The sequence below is a fragment of the Pseudoxanthomonas koreensis genome (genome assembly GCF_041890415.1).
GTDB classification, from domain to species: Bacteria; Pseudomonadota; Gammaproteobacteria; order Xanthomonadales; family Xanthomonadaceae; genus Pseudoxanthomonas; species Pseudoxanthomonas koreensis_A.
This window is the reverse complement of sequence record NZ_CP169056.1, coordinates 1,914,428-1,932,018: the sequence shown is the minus strand read 5'-3', so window position 1 is coordinate 1,932,018 and position 17,591 is coordinate 1,914,428. Positions and strand designations below refer to the sequence as shown.

The 17,591-nt window shown below is 70.0% G+C and carries 18 protein-coding genes and 1 tRNA gene; 7 read left to right on the top strand and 12 right to left on the bottom strand.

What is annotated here, in order from left to right; translation table 11 throughout:
• The first annotated feature begins 29 nt into the window (after nucleotides 1-29).
• Both ACEJ41_RS08895 and ACEJ41_RS08890 read left to right on the top strand, forming a co-directional pair.
• Nucleotides 30-899 (top strand): glucose 1-dehydrogenase, encoded by an 870-nt coding sequence (locus ACEJ41_RS08895; protein ID WP_374011923.1) that lies wholly within the window; start codon nucleotides 30-32, stop codon nucleotides 897-899.
• On the top strand, nucleotides 892-1,314 hold the full coding sequence (locus ACEJ41_RS08890; protein ID WP_374011922.1) for a hypothetical protein: 423 nt from the start codon (nucleotides 892-894) through the stop codon (nucleotides 1,312-1,314). The genes ACEJ41_RS08895 and ACEJ41_RS08890 overlap by 8 nt, the downstream gene beginning before the upstream one ends.
• Before the next feature lie 63 nt (nucleotides 1,315-1,377).
• On the opposite strand, the gene ACEJ41_RS08885 is transcribed toward ACEJ41_RS08890, so the two are convergent.
• Nucleotides 1,378-1,959 carry a hypothetical protein gene (locus ACEJ41_RS08885; protein WP_374011921.1) on the bottom strand — a complete coding sequence of 194 codons (582 nt, stop codon included), beginning with the start codon at nucleotides 1,957-1,959 and terminating at the stop codon, nucleotides 1,378-1,380.
• Between ACEJ41_RS08885 and ACEJ41_RS08880 the strand changes: the two genes are divergently transcribed.
• Together ACEJ41_RS08880 and ACEJ41_RS08875 are read left to right on the top strand one after the other, a co-directional pair.
• On the top strand, nucleotides 1,939-3,153 hold the full coding sequence (locus tag ACEJ41_RS08880) for an SDR family oxidoreductase (protein WP_374011920.1): 1,215 nt from the start codon (nucleotides 1,939-1,941) through the stop codon (nucleotides 3,151-3,153). The two genes, ACEJ41_RS08885 and ACEJ41_RS08880, sit on opposite strands and share 21 nt — an antisense overlap.
• On the top strand, nucleotides 3,150-3,629 hold the full coding sequence (locus ACEJ41_RS08875) for a DUF2269 family protein (RefSeq protein ID WP_374011919.1): 480 nt from the start codon (nucleotides 3,150-3,152) through the stop codon (nucleotides 3,627-3,629). Before ACEJ41_RS08880 ends, ACEJ41_RS08875 begins: the two co-directional genes overlap by 4 nt.
• Here the strand turns inward: ACEJ41_RS08875 and ACEJ41_RS08870 are convergent.
• Entirely contained in the window at nucleotides 3,590-4,714 is a 1,125-nt protein-coding gene (locus ACEJ41_RS08870; protein WP_374011918.1) for a DNA topoisomerase IB, read from the bottom strand. The two genes, ACEJ41_RS08875 and ACEJ41_RS08870, sit on opposite strands and share 40 nt — an antisense overlap.
• Before the next feature lie 163 nt (nucleotides 4,715-4,877).
• Here ACEJ41_RS08870 and ACEJ41_RS08865 point away from each other — a divergent pair, with 163 nt between their 5' ends.
• Complete coding sequence (locus tag ACEJ41_RS08865) at nucleotides 4,878-5,867, top strand: Ku protein (protein WP_374011917.1); 990 nt, start codon at nucleotides 4,878-4,880, stop codon at nucleotides 5,865-5,867.
• A 69-nt stretch (nucleotides 5,868-5,936) separates the two neighbouring features.
• Here the strand turns inward: ACEJ41_RS08865 and ACEJ41_RS08860 are convergent.
• Nucleotides 5,937-6,021: transfer RNA gene (locus ACEJ41_RS08860), tRNA-Leu, on the bottom strand.
• A 287-nt stretch (nucleotides 6,022-6,308) separates the two neighbouring features.
• On the opposite strand from ACEJ41_RS08860, the gene rnr reads away from it, so the two are divergent.
• Complete coding sequence (gene rnr, locus ACEJ41_RS08855; RefSeq protein ID WP_374014104.1) at nucleotides 6,309-8,597, top strand: ribonuclease R; 2,289 nt, start codon at nucleotides 6,309-6,311, stop codon at nucleotides 8,595-8,597.
• An 84-nt stretch (nucleotides 8,598-8,681) separates the two neighbouring features.
• Nucleotides 8,682-9,425: a 23S rRNA (guanosine(2251)-2'-O)-methyltransferase RlmB gene (gene rlmB / locus ACEJ41_RS08850; protein WP_374011916.1), complete on the top strand. Its 744-nt coding sequence runs from the start codon at nucleotides 8,682-8,684 to the stop codon at nucleotides 9,423-9,425.
• Between the two features lie 50 nt (nucleotides 9,426-9,475).
• Here rlmB and rnt read toward each other — a convergent pair whose 3' ends face one another.
• The 9 genes from rnt to pstS all read right to left on the bottom strand — a co-directional run bounded on the left by rnt (nucleotide 9,476) and on the right by pstS (nucleotide 17,049).
• Nucleotides 9,476-10,132, bottom strand: coding sequence for a ribonuclease T (rnt, locus tag ACEJ41_RS08845; RefSeq protein ID WP_374011915.1), 657 nt, complete (start codon nucleotides 10,130-10,132; stop codon nucleotides 9,476-9,478).
• Between the two features lie 131 nt (nucleotides 10,133-10,263).
• A complete protein-coding gene (locus ACEJ41_RS08840) occupies nucleotides 10,264-11,013 on the bottom strand; it encodes a DUF2063 domain-containing protein (RefSeq protein WP_374011914.1) in 750 nt (249 codons plus the stop codon).
• Complete coding sequence (locus tag ACEJ41_RS08835; RefSeq protein ID WP_374011913.1) at nucleotides 11,006-11,857, bottom strand: DUF692 domain-containing protein; 852 nt, start codon at nucleotides 11,855-11,857, stop codon at nucleotides 11,006-11,008. Before ACEJ41_RS08835 ends, ACEJ41_RS08840 begins: the two co-directional genes overlap by 8 nt.
• A 32-nt stretch (nucleotides 11,858-11,889) precedes the next feature.
• Complete coding sequence (locus tag ACEJ41_RS08830; protein ID WP_374011912.1) at nucleotides 11,890-12,309, bottom strand: hypothetical protein; 420 nt, start codon at nucleotides 12,307-12,309, stop codon at nucleotides 11,890-11,892.
• A 163-nt stretch (nucleotides 12,310-12,472) separates the two neighbouring features.
• On the bottom strand, nucleotides 12,473-13,174 hold the full coding sequence (gene phoU / locus ACEJ41_RS08825; protein WP_374011911.1) for a phosphate signaling complex protein PhoU: 702 nt from the start codon (nucleotides 13,172-13,174) through the stop codon (nucleotides 12,473-12,475).
• A 112-nt stretch (nucleotides 13,175-13,286) separates the two neighbouring features.
• Nucleotides 13,287-14,126 (bottom strand): phosphate ABC transporter ATP-binding protein PstB, encoded by an 840-nt coding sequence (pstB, locus tag ACEJ41_RS08820; protein ID WP_374011910.1) that lies wholly within the window; start codon nucleotides 14,124-14,126, stop codon nucleotides 13,287-13,289.
• 19 nt (nucleotides 14,127-14,145) lie between these two features.
• Nucleotides 14,146-15,018: a phosphate ABC transporter permease PstA gene (gene pstA, locus ACEJ41_RS08815; RefSeq protein ID WP_374011909.1), complete on the bottom strand. Its 873-nt coding sequence runs from the start codon at nucleotides 15,016-15,018 to the stop codon at nucleotides 14,146-14,148.
• Nucleotides 15,018-15,983 carry a phosphate ABC transporter permease subunit PstC gene (gene pstC / locus ACEJ41_RS08810; RefSeq protein WP_374011908.1) on the bottom strand — a complete coding sequence of 322 codons (966 nt, stop codon included), beginning with the start codon at nucleotides 15,981-15,983 and terminating at the stop codon, nucleotides 15,018-15,020. Before pstC ends, pstA begins: the two co-directional genes overlap by 1 nt.
• 16 nt (nucleotides 15,984-15,999) lie before the next feature.
• Nucleotides 16,000-17,049 (bottom strand): phosphate ABC transporter substrate-binding protein PstS, encoded by a 1,050-nt coding sequence (pstS, locus tag ACEJ41_RS08805; RefSeq protein ID WP_374011907.1) that lies wholly within the window; start codon nucleotides 17,047-17,049, stop codon nucleotides 16,000-16,002.
• Nucleotides 17,050-17,591: the final 542 nt, after the last annotated feature.

The window sequence follows — 17,591 nt, the reverse complement described above, 5'->3', positions numbered from 1 at the left end:
GTGGCTGCCGATAAGCCACGAGGTTGAGGATGAACGACAGGATCGACGACACCCGCCCACCGCCGCCGCAGACCCAGCCGCGGCAGCCCGGCCTGCAGGCACAGATGGTGCCGCAGCCGGTGAGCATCCGCGAAAGCTATCGCGGTTCGGGCCGGTTGCAGGACAAGGTCGCCATCGTGACCGGCGGCGACAGCGGCATCGGCCGCGCGGTCGCCCTGCATTTCGCGCGTGAAGGGGCAACCGTGGCCCTGGGCTACCTCGACGAGGAAGAGGATGCCCGCCACACCGAACAACTGGTGCGCGAGGAGGGCGGCCGCTGCCTGTCGCTGGCCGGCGACGTGGGCGACCCTGACTTCTGCCAGCGCTTCGTGCGCCATGTGGTCGAGGCTTGCGGGCGGGTGGACATCCTGGTCAACAACGCCGGTGAACAGCACACCGTCGAGGAGCCCGAGCAGCTGACGCCTGAGCAGATCGAACGCACGTTCCGGACCAATGTATTCGCCTGCCTGTTCATGGCCACCGCGGCGATCCCGCACATGGGTCGCGACGGCTGCATCATCAACACCGGCTCGGTTACCGGTGCGCGCGGGCACGAGAAGCTGATCGACTACGCCTCGACCAAGGGCGCGATCCACGCACTCACGTTCTCCCTGGCCCAGGCGCTGTCCGGACGCGGCATCCGGGTCAATGCAGTCGCGCCGGGGCCGATCTGGACACCGCTGATCCCGGCCAGCTTCTCTGCGCAGGAGGTATCCGAGTTCGGTGCCGGCACGCTGCTCAAGCGTCCCGGGCAACCGGCCGAGGTGGCGCCCGCTTATGTCTTCCTGGCCAGCGAGGAAGCATCGTTCATCACCGGTCAGACCATCCACATCAATGGCGGGGGATACATCAGTGCGTGACAACATTCATCCAACCACACCACGCGTGCCCGGCCACGGGCCGGCGGAGCACCAGGCCCCGGGCATTGCCGAGTTCAAGGCGGTGGCATCGAGCGTGCTGGAATACGGCAAGCGCCATCTGGCCCTGTCCACGACACCAGCCGATGACGAGCGGGCGGATGACGAGCGCGGCGCCACGTCGCAGGAACGCGAATGGAACCGTGGCCGGCGCGCGCTGTTCCAGGACACGGCGCCATTGCCGGTGATGGCGGCTGCGCGTGCGCCCGTCGCCGCGCACGCAGTGGGTTGGGCCCGGCCCTCGCCACGCTATGCAGGCCTGGGCGAAGAGGAGGGCGCGGCTCCCGATGCCGACCTTTTGGCCGATGCCGGTGGCACCCTGGAACACCCGTCCGACCCGCGTCGCGCGGGACGCTGACGCCGGGCACGCGGATTGTTCATCGGCATGCGTGCGCTGCAGGCCGCGTGCCGTGCCTGCGGCTCATCGCGGCCGCGGAGCCCTGCTGCTGGACGGAGGTGCGGGCCGATGCGACATGCGCGGGCGAGGTTGAACGGCCGGATGGCTGGCCACGAACAGGCCAAGCGCAAACGCGGCGTACGTGGCCCACATGCCCGATGCGCCGATGCGATGCTCGAAGCCTGGGCTCAGGCGCCGCGGGACGACGTGGTAATCGACCACGTAGGCCGCGGCGGCCACGCCGGCCGCGCGCGCGGCCCGGCCACCGGCGCGCGCGGTGCGTGGCCGCAGCACCTCGAACGTGTACGCCCAGAACACCGAGCTGGCGTGATGCACGGCGTAGCCGACCAGGGTATGCCGCAGCGATGGTTGCCGCGCCATGCGCGCCTGCGGATACCAGAACCACTGGCTGGCGGCGTTGGTGCCGGCAGCGGCCGTGCCGCTGTGCCAGCGGCTGAACGCGGACACGGCCAGCGTGGAGCACACGCTGGCCACGCTGCCGGAGACCAGGGCGCGGCGCAGCAGCACCAGCCATTGCGGGTGCTTGTGCTGGGCGCCGGCCTGATCGGCGGCACGCTCGGGCAGGTGCTGCGGGCGCGTGGTCATCATGTACTCCTTGCCACCCGCGATGGCCGCAGCCACCCCGGCACGCAGGCCCTTGCGCTGGACCTGGCCGCGTTGCCGGACGCGGCCACGTTGCGCGGCGTGCTGGCGGGGGTCGATGTGGTGGTCAATACGGCCGGCATCTTTCGCGCCACACGAAAGCAGAGCTTCGATGCAGTGCATGTGAACGGCCTGCGCGAGGTGTTGCGCGCCGCGCGCGAGGCAGGTGTGCGGCGCTTCATCCAGCTGTCCGCCCTGGGTGCGGACCCGGTATCGGCGCTGCCGTACTTCTCCAGCAAGGGGCGCGCCGAAGCGGAGGTGCAGGGTGCCGGCATGGAATACAGCGTGGTGCGGCCCTCGCTGGTGTTCGCGGCGGGCGGCGCCAGCAGCCGCTGGTTCGCGGGGCTGGCCAGCCTGCCACTGACGCCGCTGCCGGGCGGTGGATGCCAGCAGGTGCAGCCGTTGCACCTGGATGACCTGGTCCAGGCATTGGTCCGGCTGGTGGAGGCCGCGCAGGTGCCGCCCGCGCTGGACGCCGTCGGCCCGCGTGCGCTGTCGCTGCGTGGCTACCTGGCGATGTTCCGGCAGGCGATGGGCAGCCCCGGCCGATTCGTGGCGATGCCGTCGGCATGGGCACGCCGGCTGGCCGGGATTGGCCGCTTGTGGCCGCGCCTGCCGCTGGACCGCGACGCGCTGGCGATGCTGGATGCCGGCAACACCGCCGATCCCGGACCCTTCGGCACCTGGCTTGGCCGTGCGCCGCGCGACCCGGGCAGATTCATCAGCAAGGAGCAGGCCGTGCCGATGCGTCACCAGGCCGTGCTGGCGTGGGCCGTGCCGCTCATGCGCATCGCACTGGCGATCATGTGGATCGCCACCGCGGTGGTGTCGCTGTGGGTGTACCCGCGCGCCGACAGCCTGGCGCTGCTGGCCAAGGTCGGGCTTCACGGTGGCCTGGCGCTGGCCGCGTTGTGGACGGCGGCACTGCTGGACCTGGCGCTGGGTGCGGCCCTGCTGCTGGCGCCGCGCCGGAGCGTGGTCTATGCCGCGCAACTGGCCCTGGTGCTGGGCTACACCATCATCGTCAGCGTGTTCCTGCCCGGGCAATGGGGGCATCCGTTCGGACCGGTGCTGAAGAACGTCCCGCTGCTGGCGATGATCCTGGCGCTGCTGGCACTGGACCGCGAGCGGCAATGATGGACCTGGTCCTGGTCAAGTACCTGCACGTGCTGTCCTCGACCCTGCTGTTCGGCACCGGGATCGGCACCGCGTTCTACCTGTTCTTCATCAGTCGCACCCGCGATGCGCGGGTGGTGGCGGTGGTGGCCCGGCACGTGGTGGCGGCGGACTGGATCTTCACCTCCACCACCATCGTGTTCCAGCCGGCCAGCGGCCTGTACCTGGCGCACCGGCTGTCGATCCCGCTGGCCACGCCGTGGCTGTACTGGTCGATCGTGGCCTTCGTCATCGCCACCCTGTGCTGGTTGCCGGTGGTGTGGCTGCAGATGCGCCTGCGCGACATCGCCGTGGCCGCGGCCGCACGCGGACGCGAACTGCCCGCCGCCTACGCCGCGCACCTGGGCGCGTGGGCGGCGCTGGGCGTGCCGGCACTGGTGTCGTTCCTGGCGATCTTCTACATGATGGTCGCGCGGCGGGTGCCGTTCGCGGGCTGAGCGGGCCGCGCGCGTTGACGGCTCGCCCGGCCGGCCCGGGCGCGGTGTGCCCGCGCCAGGAAGCGGCGTGCCGCCGCTTCGCACTGGCGGATGCCCACTGCATTGCCGGCGTGCAGCCGGCCCTCGCGCCAGCCGGCGAACACGCACGGGTCGATGTAGGACGTGCGGCACACCGCCGGGGTGTTGCCCAGCAGCGCGGCCACCGCACACACCACCTGCTTCTCGGCCTGGGCCAGTGCCTGCGCGGTGGCCGGCTCCGGAAGCGCGGTGGCGGCCAGCAGCCGGTACGCGGCCACGGTGGCGCCCCAGGTGCGGAAGTCCTTGGCGGTGAAATCCTCGCCCATGTGCTCGCGCAGGTAGGCGTTGACCGCGCCCGAATCCAGTGGCTGCAGGTTGCCGTCGGCGTCGCGGTACTGGAACAGCGCCTGGCCCGGCAACTGGTGCATGCGGCGCACCAGCCTGACCAGGCGCCGGTCGCGCACATCCACCTCCTGCACCTGTCCGCTCTTGCCGGGGAACTGCAGGTGCAGGGCGCCATCGCGGAAGCGGGCGTGGCGGCTGCGCAGGGTGGTCAGGCCGAACGAGCCGTTCTCGCGTGCGTACTCCGCATTGCCCACCCGCAACAGGGTGGCAGCCATCAGCCGCACCACCGCGGCCAGCACCTTCCCGCGCGGCAGGCCGGGCCGGGCCAGGTCGGCACGCACCGCGCGGCGCAGGCCGGGCAGGGCCGCGCCGAACGCCACCAGCCGGTCGAACTTGTGCGCGTCGCGGCGGGTGCGCCACTGCGGGTGGTAGCGGTACTGCTTGCGGCCGCGGGCATCGACCCCGGTTGCCTGCAGGTGCCCGCGTGGCGATGCGCAGATCCACACGTCGCGGTAGGCCGGCGGGATCGCCAGGGCGCGGATGCGCTCCAGGGTGGCGCGGTCGCGTACCGGGGCGCCATCGGCATCCACGTAACGGAAGCCGCGGCCACACCGGATCCGGGCAATGCCCGGGATGGAGTCGTCGACATGGTGGAGGCCGGCACCGCTGGCCGCTTCGGGCAAGGACGGGTTGGCCGGACGCGACCTGGAAGATGCAGCCATGGCCGCACGCTACCGGTAGCGCGTGATGGGGCGATGAACCGATCCGCGGCGCGTGCCCGTTCGCACGTCCTTGATCCGGCGCTTGCTATAGCTGCCGCCACCATTTCCGGCATGCCAGCGAACGCGCCTGCGCCGCTGGCCGCCGCCTCTAGGGGGTACATCCATGGCACGTCCCATCTGGACCGGAACGTTGTCGTTCGGCCTGCTCAACATCCCGGTCAAGCTGATGACCGGCGAGCGCCGCGTGGACCTGCAGTTCCGCCTGCTCGACAGCCGCGACAACGCGCGCGTGCGCTACGAGCGGGTCAACGAGGAGACCGGCGAGGAAGTGCCGTGGAAGGAGGTGGTCAAGGCCTTCGAGTACGACAAGGGCAGCTACGTGGTGCTGGAGGAGCAGGACATCGCGGCGGCCGCACCGGACCGCAAGGAGACCATCGACATCGACGCCTTCGTCGATGCCGCGCAGATCGGCCCGGAGTACTTCGACAAGCCCTACGTGCTTGAGCCGGGCAGCAAGGCCGAGAAAGGCTATGTGCTGCTGCGCGACGTGCTGGCGCGCACCGGCAAGGCCGGCATCGGCCGGGTGGTGATCCGCACCCGCGAGTACGTGGCCGCAGTGTTGCCCAAGGGCGACGCGCTGGTACTGATGGTGCTGCGCTTTGCCCAGGAACTGGTGGACCCGGCCGAATACAGGCTGCCCGAGGGCAAGGCGGCCAAGTGGAAGATCACCCCGCGCGAGGTGGAAATGGCGGAGCAGTTGATCGAGTCCATGAGCGGGGACTGGAATCCGGATGACTACAAGGACGACTTCCGCCTGCGCCTGCAGAAGGTGATCGAGCAGCGGGTGAAATCCAGGCAGGTGGTGCAGCAGGAAGCCGAAGAGGACGAGCGTCCACCCGAGGGCGCGGCCACCAACGTCATCGATTTCGCCGAACTGCTCAAGCGCAGCCTGGACAAGAAGGGCGGCGCCAGGCCGGCGGCCAAGGCGACGAAGCCGGCGCAGAAGGCTGCGAAGAAGGCCGCGGCGAAGGGTGCAAGGAAGGAGACGCAGAAGGCCGCCAGCAATGCCGGCCCTGCCCGGCGCACGGCTGCCGCCAAGTCGGCGACCGCGGGCAAGACGGCTGGCAAGCGCACCACCCGCAAGGCCGGTTAGGCACAAAAAACCCCGCATATGCGGGGTTTGGTGTATCCGGTGGCTGCGATGCAGCTCCGGAGTGATCCTTGGTGCCCAGGAGAGGACTCGAACCTCCACGGTTTTACCCGCTAGTACCTGAAACTAGTGCGTCTACCAATTCCGCCACCTGGGCAGGTGAGGCCGCGCATTTTGCGGGGTGGCGGAAATCTTGTCAACGGCCCTCCAGGCCCGGCCTGCCCGATCCGGGCGGTCACGTGGCAGTGCAAGGGCACGGTGTACGATCCGCGCATGACCAACAACGACAAGCGCGGCGGGAAGGCCGCGGGCGGCCCCGGCCGCAAGGGTGCCGCTGCAGATCGCAGTGGCCGGACGAAGGCGGGCAAGGACAAGCCCGGCAAGGACAAGCCAGGCCAGGCCAGGCCGGCCAAGGGCAAGCCCGCCGCCAAGCGTCCGCCCTGGATGCCGGAACCGCCGCCGCCGCCGCGGGCCAAGGCCGCGCGGCCCGCGGGCGGCGCCGTCCACGACCCCTACGCCTCGCGCGAAGCGCAGCGCTACGCCAACCCGATCGCCAGCCGCGAGGCCATCCTGGCCACCCTCGAAGAGGCCGGCGGCCCGCGCACTGCCGAGGAACTGGCGCAGCTGCTTGCGCTGTCCGCGCCCGAGCGCCTGGACGCCCTCGGCAAGCGCCTGGGCGCGATGGTGCGGGACGGGCAACTGGTGCAGAACCGGCGCGGTGGCTTCGCCCCGGTGCAGGCGACCAACCTGATTCCGGGCGTGGTCATCGCCAACCCCAACGGCTTCGGGTTCCTGCGGCCGGACTCGGGCGGGGGCGATGACCTGTTCCTGCCGCCCTACGAGATGCGCAAGGTCATGCACGGCGACCGCGTGCTGGCCAACGTCACCGGCATCGACCGCAGCGGTCGGCGCGAAGGCAGCATCGCGCGGGTGCTCGAGCGCGGTGTCACCCGCATGATCGGCTATTTCGGCAGCGAGGCCGGGATCAGTTTCGTGGTCCCGGATGACAAGCGCCTGCAGCGCAACATCCAGGTGCCGCCGGATGCCACCGGTGGCGCCCGCGAAGGGCAGCTGGTGGTCTGCGAGCTGACCCAGCCGCCGGATGCGCGGCGCCCGCCCATCGGCAAGGTGATCGCGGTGCTGGGCGACAAGCTCACCCCGTCGCTGGTGGTGGAAACGGCGATCCACGGCCATGACCTGCCGCACGAGTTCCCGCAGGAAGTGCTGGATGAGGCAACCGCCGTCCCGCTGACGGTGGAGCCGGACACCATCGGCGGCCGCGTCGATCTTCGCAGCACGCCGCTGGTGACGATCGATGGCGAGGACGCCAAGGACTTCGACGACGCGGTGTATTGCGAGCCCAACCGCCACGGGTTCCGCCTGGTGGTCGCCATCGCCGACGTGTCCCACTACGTGCGCCCCGGCGCGCCGCTGGACGACGAGGCGCAGAAACGCGCGACCTCGGTCTATTTCCCCGGCTTCGTGGTGCCGATGCTGCCGGAAACCCTGTCCAACGGGATCTGTTCGCTGAACCCGAAGGTGGACCGGTTCTGCTTCGTCTGCGACATGCAGGTGGACCACGAGGGCCAGGTCACCGGCTCGAAGTTCTACGAAGCGGTGATGAACTCGCACGCGCGCCTGACCTATACCGAGGTCTGGAAGGCGGTGGGCGAGGACGACGCCGATGCGCAGGCCGCGCTGGGGCCGGTGCTGCCGCAGGTGCAGCGCCTGCACCAGCTGTACCAGGTGCTGGCCAAGGCGCGTGCCCGCCGCGGCGCGATCGAGTTCGAGACATCGGAAGTGCGCTTCGTGCTCGACAACCGCGGCGAGGTCACCCAGGCCGGCATGCTGGTGCGCAACGACGCGCACAAGCTGATCGAGGAATGCATGATCGCCGCCAACGTGCAGGCGGCACGGCACCTGCTGGCCGCCGGGATTCCGGCCCCGTACCGGATCCACGAGAAGCCGCCGGAAGCCAAGTACGCGGACCTGCTGGAGTTCCTCAAGGAGTTCAAGCTCACCCTGCCGGCCTGGGGCAAGGTCCAGCCGGGCGATTACACCCGCCTGCTGAAGAAGGTGCGCGACCGGCCCGATGCCGCGCTGCTGGAATCGGTGCTGCTGCGCAGCCAGAGCATGGCCGTGTACTCGCCGGACAACGCCGGCCATTTCGGCCTGGCGCTGGATGCCTACGCCCACTTCACCTCGCCGATCCGCCGCTACCCGGACCTGCTGGTGCACCGCGCGATCAAGTACGCGCTGACGAAGAAGAAGCCCGACGGCTTCCAGTATTCGCCGCGCGACATGGCCGCGCTGGCATTGCAGTGCTCCGAGCGCGAGCGTCGCGCCGACGAGGCCGAGCGCGAGGTCGACGAGCGCTACCGTGCGGCATGGATGGAGAAGCACGTCGGCGGCAAGTTCGATGGCGTGATCAGCGGCGTGACCAGCTTCGGCCTGTTCATCGAGCTGGACGAATCCAAGGTCAACGGCCTGGTCCACGTGACCCAGTTGCCGCACGACTATTACCACTTCGATCCGGTGCGCAAGACCCTGTCCGGCGAGCGCCGCGGCATGGAGTTCCGGCTTGGCGACCGGGTCCGGATCATCGTGCTCAAGGCCAGCCTGGAAGAGCGCAAGATCGACTTCCGCCTGGTCGAGGACAAGGACGCCGAGGCTGGCCTGCCGCCCCCGCCACCGCGCGGGCAGCCGGCCAAGCGGACCAAGAAGAAGTACTGACGGCCGGTCCCGCGTTCGTTGCCCGCACTCCGGCGTCGTTGTTCCCGGTGCGATAATGCGCGCCTTCCTCCGGCGGTCGCGTACATGAGCAAGCAGAACCAGTGGGTCGTGGGTGTCAATGCCGTGGCCTCGGCGGTCGAGAACGACGCCGAGCACGTGCGCGAGGTGCTGGTCGAATCCGGCGCGCGCAACCCGCGCCTGGTCGAGATCGAGGAGCAGGCGCGTCGCCGCGGGATCGAGGTGCGCAAGGTTGCCACCCAGGCGCTGGATGGCATCGCCGGCCAGCTCCGCCACCAGGGCGTGGCCGCCCGTTATGCGGCCGCGCGTACCTGGGACGAACACGAATTGGCCGGCCTGGTGGAGGCCGCCGCCGGCCGCGCCCTGCTGCTGGTGCTGGACGGCGTGCAGGACCCGCACAACCTCGGCGCCTGCCTGCGCAGCGCCGCCGCCGCCGGCGCCACTGCCGTGGTGATTCCCAAGGACAAGTCCGCGCCGGTCAACGCCACCGTGCGCAAGACCTCGGCCGGCGCCGCCGACCGCCTGCCGGTGGTGGTGGTGACCAACCTCTCGCGCAGCCTGCGCGAGCTGCAGAAGCTGGGCGTGTGGATCTATGGCCTGGCCGGCGATGCCCAGGCCCCGCTGTACGGCGTGGACCTGGCCGGCAACGTGGCCCTGGTGCTGGGGGGCGAGGCCGAGGGCCTGCGCCGGCTCACCCGCGAACATTGCGACGGGCTGGTGCGCATTCCCATGCCCGGCGACATCGAGAGCCTGAACGTGTCGGTGGCCGCGGGCGTGTGCCTGTTCGAAGCGGTGCGTCAGCGCAGCTGAGCGATGCCGCGCACGCGCACGGCCCGCGCCTCCGGGCCGCGGTCGGGCGATCAGCCCGGCAGGGCGGAGGGCCAGGCGTTGGCGATCTTGCAGAACAGGCGCGCGGTCTGCTCGGCGTCGTACACCGCCGAATGCGCATCCTCTGCGTTCCAGTCGAAGCCGGCCGCGGCCATGGCGCGCGCCAGCACGGTCTGGCCGTAGGCGACCCCGGCCAGGGTCACGGTGTCGAACACACTGAAGGGATGGAAGGGATTGCGCTTGTGGCCGCTGCGGGCCACGGCCGCGTTGACGAAATTCAGGTCGAAGTGGGCGTTGTGGCCGACCAGGATCGCGCGCTGGCAGCCGTGCCGGCGCACCGCGGTGCGGACCTGGTTGAACACATGGCCCAGCGCATCGCGCTCGGGCTTGGCCAGGCGGAACGGATGGTCCAGGTCGATGCCGGTGATTTCCAGCGACTTGGGATCGATTTCGGTGCCCGGCGCGGGGATGAAATGCGCGCTGGCGGTCTGCCCGGGCACGAACAGGCCTTGTTCGTCCAGTTCGATGGGGACCGCGGCCATCTCCAGCAGTGCGTGCCGGTTCCAGTCGAAGCCGCCGGTCTCCACATCCACCACCACCGGCAGGAAGCCGCGGAAGCGGCGGGCCATCGCACCGGGGACGGCGGGCGCCTCCGGTTCAGCGGGAATATCCAGGTCGCTTTCGCTCATGCACGAAGGGTAGCAGAGCGGGCCGCGCGGCCGATGCGGCAATCGCATCGTTCACGTGCACGGCCCACGCCGCGCAGTGCCGTACGCACCCGGATACCGTGATCGTGCCCGCCCGTGGGTGGCGTGCGCTGCTACCGGGCAGGGGCGGTGCCCAGCACCGCGCCGTCGGCGCGCAGCGATTGGAGCATCGCCGCGCCGCTGACGAGGAAGCCATCGTCGGCCAGCGCGCCTGCCTCGTCGGCCAGCGCGCGCAACTGCGCCTGGCCAGTCAGGCCGCCTTCGCCCAGGCGTTGCAGCAGGCGATGGACCAGCGCCGAGATCGCGGCAAACCGCGCCTGGCCGTCGGCGTGGCGATGGACCAGCAGCAGGGTCGGTGCCGGTGGCGGATGTTGCGGGCGATGCTCCGGGCCGATCCTGTGCACCGGCCAGCGATAGGCCAGTGCGCGTGCCCACGGCGCGACCACCGGTACGCCGCGCACCAGGTCGCCATGCGGATCGTGCGCAGGCGTTGGCGTATCGTCGATCCGCACCACCAGCTCGATCCACTCGTAGTGCGCCAGCTCGGCCAGCCACGGCGGGTCGTCGGCACTGACGCCACCCTGCTCGAGGAAGCGGACGAACTCGGCGGGGATTTCGGTGAACAGTGGCGTGCGGCTGCGATGGCCGGCATGGAAGCGCCGGACCAGTGCGATCCAGGCGTCCTCGCCCAGGGTGCGGCGGATCACCGGGAAGCCGCCGCCAAGCAGGCTGGCAATGCCGTTGAAGAACAGCTCGCGGTAGACCTGCATGCGCCGCGCCTCGATGCCCGGCGGCGGCGGGTTGGCGTCGGGGTCGCGCAGGTGCGCGGCGAAGGCGAACTGCTGTGCGCGCAGGTCAGGCATGCGCGCCCGTCCTGGTGCCGGCCGTGGTGGTGGCAGCGTGCTGCAGCACGCGGATGCGCGCGACCTCGTCCAGCAGGTCGGCCAGCGGCGGCAGGTTGAAGTCGCGCTCCAGCAGGGTGGGGCGCACGCCATGCACGCGGTAGACATGGGCCAGCAGCGTCCACACGTCGTCCTTCACCGGCGCGCCGTGGGTGTCGATCTTCAGGTCGTCGGCCTGGTCGTAGTGCCCGGCCACGTGATAGGAGGCGATCCGCCGCGTCGGCATGCGTTGCAGGAACGCGCGGGCGTCGTAGCCATGGTTGATGGCATTGACGTAGACGTTGTTCACGTCCAGCAGCAGGTCGCAGTCGGCCTCGTCCAGCACCGCGAGCACGAAATCGGCTTCGTCCATCGCCTGCCACGGAGCAGCGTAGTAGGAGACGTTCTCCACCGCGATGCGGCGCCCCAGCACGTCCTGGACCCGTGCCACGCGCGCGGCGACATGGCGCACCGCCTCGTCGGTGAACGGGATCGGCATCAGGTCGTAGAGGTGGCCGTCATCGGCGCAGTAGCTCAGGTGCTCGCTGTACAGCGCGACCCGGTGGCGGTCGAGGAAACGCCGGGTCCTGGCCAGGAACTCCCCGTCCAGCGGCTCCACCCCGCCCAGCGACAGCGACAGTCCGTGGCAGGTCATCGGGTGCCGTGACGACAATGCGTCCAGCGCCTCGCCCAGGCGCCCGCCCACGCCGATCCAGTTGTCGGGCGCGCACTCCAGGAAATCGAACGCGCCGGCCGGCGCGTCGCGCAGTGCATCAAGCAGTGCGCGACGCAGGCCCAGCCCGGCGCTGGCGGGCGCCAGGTTCATCGGCAGCCGGGATTACGCACCCGGGCCGTCACTCACGCCATGCCGCCGCACTTGCCCTCGCCACACTTGCCTTCCCCGCACTTGCCTTCCCCGGCCTTGTCGGCGGCGTCATGTGCGCCGCAGCCGCCCTCCGGGGTGGAGCCGTGGTACGCCTTCATTTCATCGACGTCGATGTAGCCGTCGCCATTGGTGTCGGCCTTGGCGAAGTGGTCGGCCTCGGCCGGCCAGGTCGTGGCGAATTCCTGCGGCGATACCCGTCCGTCGCCGTCGGTGTCCGGGATGGAGACGCCGCACACGCCTTCGCCGCAACGGCCTTCCGCGGCCTTGGCGGTTTCGCCGGCGGCGAGCATGTAGCCATGGGCCAGCGGTTGCATGGCGAACGCCGAGCCGGCCAGGGTCAGGCCGGCGAGGGCGCCGCCGAGGGCGATGGCGGCGGATTTCTGCTTGGACATGGGTGCTCTCCGGGAAAAGGGCGGACGCGCTTTCCCGGCACGGGACATGCCATGCCGGGCCGGGGGGAGGCCAGAGTCTACCCCGCGTCGGCGGCGTGCCGTGCAGTGGCCATTTCCCTACCGGGCCGTATCCACTACCCGTCCCGGCGCGCTGGCGGCAAGGTCAGACCGCACCGGTGGTGCTGGTGTCGTCGCGCTTGTCGCGCGGCGGCAGCGGGCGATCACCGTGCAGCAGGAACCACACGTTCTCCACGATGTTGGTGGCGTGGTCGCCGATCCGCTCCAGGTTCTTGGCCATGAACAGCAGGTGGGTGCACGGGGTGATGTTGCGCGGGTCTTCCATCATGTAGGTGAGCAACTCGCGGAACAGCGCGGTGTACTGCCGGTCCAGCTGCGCATCGCTGTCGCGCACGGCCAGCGCCAGCTCGCCATCGTCGGTGTCGTAGGCGCGCAGCGCGTGGCGCACCTGGCCGGCGGCCAGCAGCCCCAGCGCGCGCAGGCCGGCGATGTGCGGCATCGGCGGCGAGGCATTCAGGGCCAGCGAGCGCTTGGCCACGTTGGCGGCGTAGTCGCCGATGCGCTCGATGTCGGCCACGATCCGCAGCCCGGCCAGGATCTCGCGCAGGTCGCGCGCCATGGGGCCACGCAGGGCCAGGTGCATCACGTCCTGGCTGATGCGCTGCTCGGCGTCGTCGATGGCCGCGTCGTTGGCCACGACCCTGTGCGCGGCGCTGTCGTCGCGCCGGTCCACCACGTCCAGCGCGGCCTCCAGCTGGGCCACCGCGGTGTGGCCCATGCGCACGATGTCGGCAACCAGGTTGCGCTGTTCCTCGTCATGGCTCTTGACGATGTGTTGGTGTGGCATGGGACCTCCGGTCCGTGATTGGTGACCCGTGATTGGTGATCCGTGGCGGGCGCTGCGGGAAAGCCGTCGAAGGCGGCGCGTGGCCAATCACCGGCCACGGCTCCGGCCCGTATCAGCCGAACCTGCCGGTGATGTAGTCCTCGGTCTGCTGCCTGGCGGGACTGGAGAAGATCGTCTGGGTGCGGTCGTGCTCGACCAGGTTGCCCAGGTACATGAAGGCGGTGTAGTCGCTCACCCGCGCGGCCTGCTGCATGTTGTGGGTGACGATGACGATGGTGTAGGAGGCCTTCAGCTCCTCGACCAGTTGTTCGATGCGGCTGGTGGAAATCGGGTCCAGTGCCGAGGTCGGTTCGTCCAGCAGCAGCACGTCCGGGCGCAGGGCCACGGCGCGGGCGATGCACAGGCGCTGCTGCTGGCCGCCGGACAGGCCCAGCGCCGACTGGCCCAGCTTGTCCTTGACCTCGTCCCACAGCGCGGCCTGGCGCAGGGCCTGCTCCACGCGCAGGTTCATCTCGGCCTTGGACAGCGTCTCGTGATGGCGGATGCCATAGGCCACGTTCTCGAAGATCGTCATCGGGAACGGCACCGGCTTCTGGAACACCATGCCCACCCGGGAACGCAGGCGGTTCATCGGGTACTTGGGCGAAAGGATGTTCTCGCCATCCAGCAGCACCTCGCCGCGCGCCTCCAGCTTCGGGTACAGCGCGTAGATGCGGTTGAACACCCGCAGCAGGGTGGTCTTGCCGCAGCCGGACGGGCCGATCAGCGCGGTGACGCGCTTCTCGGGGATGTCCAGGTCGATGCCCTTGAGCGCGTGGAAGCGGTCGTAATGGAAATCCAGGCCGCGCGCGACCAGCTTCAGCGGCGCGGACTCCGGCGCCGCGGTGGCCTGGGGCACGGTGATGCGCTGCAGGGCGGCAGGCGGCGGGGCGGCGGAAAGGGAGTCGGTCATGGCCAGGTTCCGGGATAGGTCAGTCATGGGTGATCCTGTTGCGCAGGAGCAGGGCGCGCGCGGTCAGGCTGACCAGCAGCACGAACACGGTCAGCACCAGCGCGCCGGCCCAGGCCAGCACCTGCCACGATTCGTAGGGGCTGCCGGCAAACTGGTACATGACCACCGGCACCGAGGCCATCGGCTGGAACACGTTGGCGTTCCAGAACTGGTTGCCGAAAGCGGTGAACAGCAATGGCGCGGTCTCGCCGGAGATGCGGGCCAGGGCCAGCAGCACGCCGGTGACGATGCCGGCGCTGGCGCTGCGGTACAGCACCTGCACCGTCACCTTCCATTGCGGGATGCCCAGCGACAGCGCCGCCTCGCGCATCTGCACCGGCACCAGGCGCAGCATCTCGTCGGTGGTGCGCACCACCACCGGCAGCACGATGAAGGCCAGTGCCAGGGCGCCGGCAAACGCGGAGAAGCTGCCGCCGGCCTGCATCACGTACAGGGTGTAGACGAACAGTCCCAGCACGATCGACGGTGCCGACAGCAGGATGTCGTTGACGAAACGCACCACCGTGCCGGCCTTGCGCGCGCGGCCGTACTCGGCCAGCCAGGTGCCGGCGGCGATGCCCAGCGGGGTGCCGATGCCGATGGCCAGTGCGCACATCACCGCGCTGCCGAAGAAGGCGTTGGCCAGGCCGCCATCCTGCATCGGCGGTGGCGTCATCCTGGTGAACAGGTCCCAGTTGATGCCGGCGATGCCGCGCGCGACCAGCGTCCACAGGATCCAGCCCAGGAAGAACAGGCCGAACAGCGCCGTTGCGCAGGACAGCACCACGGCCACCGCATTGGTCAGGCGCCGGCGGGCGTGGATCCAGCGGGCGGCGGTTGGCGCGGCGGACATCAGTTGCCCTCCCTGCGGGCCAGGCGCATCAGCATCAGCCGGGCGATGGCCAGCACCACGAAGGTGACCAGGAACAGCACGAAGCCCAGCAGCAGCAGCGCCGAGCGGTAGGTTTCGGTGGCCTCGCCGAAATCATTGGCGATCAGCGCGGCGATGGTGGTGCCCGGCTCCAGCAGCGAAGGCGACAGGCGCACCGAGTTGCCGATCACGAAGGTGACCGCCATGGTCTCGCCCAAGGCGCGGCCCAGGCCCAGGAAGATGCCGCCGATCACCGCCGAGCGCGTATACGGCAGCACGATGTCCCAGCTCACCTCCCAGCGCGTGGCGCCCAGTGCGTAGGCCGATTCCTTCAGCCGCGTGGGCACGGTGAGGAACACCTCGCGCATCACCGAGGAGATGAACGGAATCACCATGATCGCCAGCACCAGGCCGGCGGTGAGCATGCCGATGCCCAGCGGCGGCCCACGGAACACCGGGCCCACCAGCGGCAGCGCCCCGAGGTGTTCGTTGAGCCAGGGGGTGACGTGTCCGGTCATCACCGGCACCAGCACGAACAGGCCCCACATGCCGTAGATGATCGACGGAATGCCGGCCAGCAGTTCGATCGCCGTGCCCACCGGCCCGCGCAGCCAGCGCGGCGCCACTTCGGTGAGGAAGAACGCGATGCCGAAGCTCACCGGCACCGCCACGACCATGGCGATCAACGCGGTGACCAGGGTGCCGTAGATCGGCGCGAGCGCGCCATACCGGTTCTCCACCGGGTTCCAGTCGGCGCTGAAGAAGAAGCCCAGCCCCTGCGCCTGCAGCGCATGGCGCCCGCCCCACAGCATCGACAATGCCGCGCCGGCCAGGGCCACCAGCACGAACACCACGCAGGCGCCCAGCACGTAGCGGAACAGCCGGTCTGCGCGGGCGTCGCGTGCATCGCGCGCGGGGAGGGTGCCGGGGAGGGTGGTGGCGTTCATGGGATGGTCGGCTCCGTCACTGGAACTCGGCCGCCCAGTACGCCTCGATCTGCTGCACCAGTTCCGGCGGCAGCGGCACGTAGTGCAGGTCGTCGGCCTGGGTGCGGCCGTGTTCGAAGGCCCACCTGAAGAAGTCCAGGGTTGCGCGGCTGCGCGCGGCATCCGTTCCCTGCTTGCGTATCAGCATGAAGTTGGTGGCGGTGATCGGCCACGCCGCCTGGCCCGGGGCATCGGTGATCACCAGGTTGAAGTCGGAGGCTCCCGCCCAGTCGGCACTGGCCGCGGCGGCGGCGAAGCTTGCCGCGTGCGGCTGCACCCACTGCCCGGCGGCATTCTGCAGGGAGGCATAGGGCATGCCGTTCTGCAGCGCGTAGGCCAGCTCGACATAGCCGATGCCGCCCTTGATCTGCTTCACGTAGGCGGCCACGCCCTCGTTGCCCTTGCCGCCCACGCCGCCCGGCCACTGCAGCGAGGTGCCTTCGCCCACGCGTGACTTCCAGTCGGCGCTGACCTTGGACAGGTAATTGCTGAAGTTGTAGGTGGTGCCCGAGCCGTCGGAACGGTGGACCACGGTGATCTTCTCCGCGGGCAGCACCAGGCCCGGATTCGCCGCGGCGATGGCTGGGTCGTTCCATGCGGTGATCGTGCCCAGGAAGATGTCGGCCAGCAGCGCGCCGGTCAGCCGCAACTGGCCCGGTTCCACGCCCTGCAGGTTGAACACCGGCACCACGCCGCCGATGGCCGAGGGAAACTGGCCCAGCCCGGAGGCGGCCAGTTCGTCGGACGGCAGTGGCTTGTCGGTGGAACCGAAGTCCACGGTGCCGGCCTTGATCTGGGCGATGCCGCCGCCGGAGCCGATGGACTGGTAGTTGACCTTGTGCCCGGTGGCGCTGTGATAGTCGGCCGACCATTTCGAGACCAGGGGATAGATGAACGAGGCGCCGGCGCCGGAGATTTCCGTGGTGCCGGCCGTGGCCGATGCGGTGCCGGCGTCGTCGGCCGGCGTGCAGGCGGCGAGCAAGGTGGCCAGGAGCAGGGCAGGAACGCGGGCCGTGGAGGATTTCATGAGCGCTTGGTCCATCGGGCCGGGCAACCCGGCGGTGCGCACATGAAATGATCTTTGTGTTACAGGCGTATGACGGTTGGCTCCGGATGGGGCCGGACGCCGTCCTTCGGTGCATCGATGGCGTGGCTTCTTTTGCGAACCCGTGTGTGCGCCATCACCCACGTCGTGCCTGTAGGAGCCGGTCTTGCCGGCGACCGCGGCGCGGTGTGACGCGACGCGGTGCGTGGACGTGCGGGCGTGCCGGGGTTCGGCTTCGGACGGGGCCGTCGCCCGACCGGAGGGATGGTGCACCCCTCGGGCGCACATCCATGTGCGCACTCGGGGCCGTGGCACATCCCTGTGCCACTTGCCCCATCCCCCCGGCCGGACGACGTCCATCGGTGTATCGGTGCTGCGACTTCGTTTGCGAAGGCAAAGGCGCACGCAAACTGTGCGCCCCCAATCACCGACCCATCCACGTGTAGGAGCCGGTCTTGCCGGCGACCGCGATGCAGGCTGCGGCATCGCGACACACCACACCACGCCGCGGTCGCCGGCAAGAC

What these genes read in the sequence shown, in the direction of transcription:
- ACEJ41_RS08895 (WP_374011923.1), top strand. Translation starts at nt 30, where the DNA reads ATGAACGACAGGATCGACGACACCCGCCCACCGCCGCCGCAGACCCAG.
- ACEJ41_RS08885 (WP_374011921.1), bottom strand. Translation starts at nt 1,959, where the DNA reads ATGACCACGCGCCCGCAGCACCTGCCCGAGCGTGCCGCCGATCAGGCC.
- ACEJ41_RS08875 (WP_374011919.1), top strand. Translation starts at nt 3,150, where the DNA reads ATGATGGACCTGGTCCTGGTCAAGTACCTGCACGTGCTGTCCTCGACC.
- ACEJ41_RS08870 (WP_374011918.1), bottom strand. Translation starts at nt 4,714, where the DNA reads ATGGCTGCATCTTCCAGGTCGCGTCCGGCCAACCCGTCCTTGCCCGAA.
- ACEJ41_RS08865 (WP_374011917.1), top strand. Translation starts at nt 4,878, where the DNA reads ATGGCACGTCCCATCTGGACCGGAACGTTGTCGTTCGGCCTGCTCAAC.
- rnr (WP_374014104.1), top strand. Translation starts at nt 6,309, where the DNA reads ATGCCGGAACCGCCGCCGCCGCCGCGGGCCAAGGCCGCGCGGCCCGCG.
- rlmB (WP_374011916.1), top strand. Translation starts at nt 8,682, where the DNA reads ATGAGCAAGCAGAACCAGTGGGTCGTGGGTGTCAATGCCGTGGCCTCG.
- rnt (WP_374011915.1), bottom strand. Translation starts at nt 10,132, where the DNA reads ATGAGCGAAAGCGACCTGGATATTCCCGCTGAACCGGAGGCGCCCGCC.
- ACEJ41_RS08840 (WP_374011914.1), bottom strand. Translation starts at nt 11,013, where the DNA reads ATGCCTGACCTGCGCGCACAGCAGTTCGCCTTCGCCGCGCACCTGCGC.
- ACEJ41_RS08835 (WP_374011913.1), bottom strand. Translation starts at nt 11,857, where the DNA reads ATGAACCTGGCGCCCGCCAGCGCCGGGCTGGGCCTGCGTCGCGCACTG.
- ACEJ41_RS08830 (WP_374011912.1), bottom strand. Translation starts at nt 12,309, where the DNA reads ATGTCCAAGCAGAAATCCGCCGCCATCGCCCTCGGCGGCGCCCTCGCC.
- phoU (WP_374011911.1), bottom strand. Translation starts at nt 13,174, where the DNA reads ATGCCACACCAACACATCGTCAAGAGCCATGACGAGGAACAGCGCAAC.
- pstB (WP_374011910.1), bottom strand. Translation starts at nt 14,126, where the DNA reads ATGACCGACTCCCTTTCCGCCGCCCCGCCGCCTGCCGCCCTGCAGCGC.
- pstA (WP_374011909.1), bottom strand. Translation starts at nt 15,018, where the DNA reads ATGTCCGCCGCGCCAACCGCCGCCCGCTGGATCCACGCCCGCCGGCGC.
- pstC (WP_374011908.1), bottom strand. Translation starts at nt 15,983, where the DNA reads ATGAACGCCACCACCCTCCCCGGCACCCTCCCCGCGCGCGATGCACGC.
- pstS (WP_374011907.1), bottom strand. Translation starts at nt 17,049, where the DNA reads ATGAAATCCTCCACGGCCCGCGTTCCTGCCCTGCTCCTGGCCACCTTG.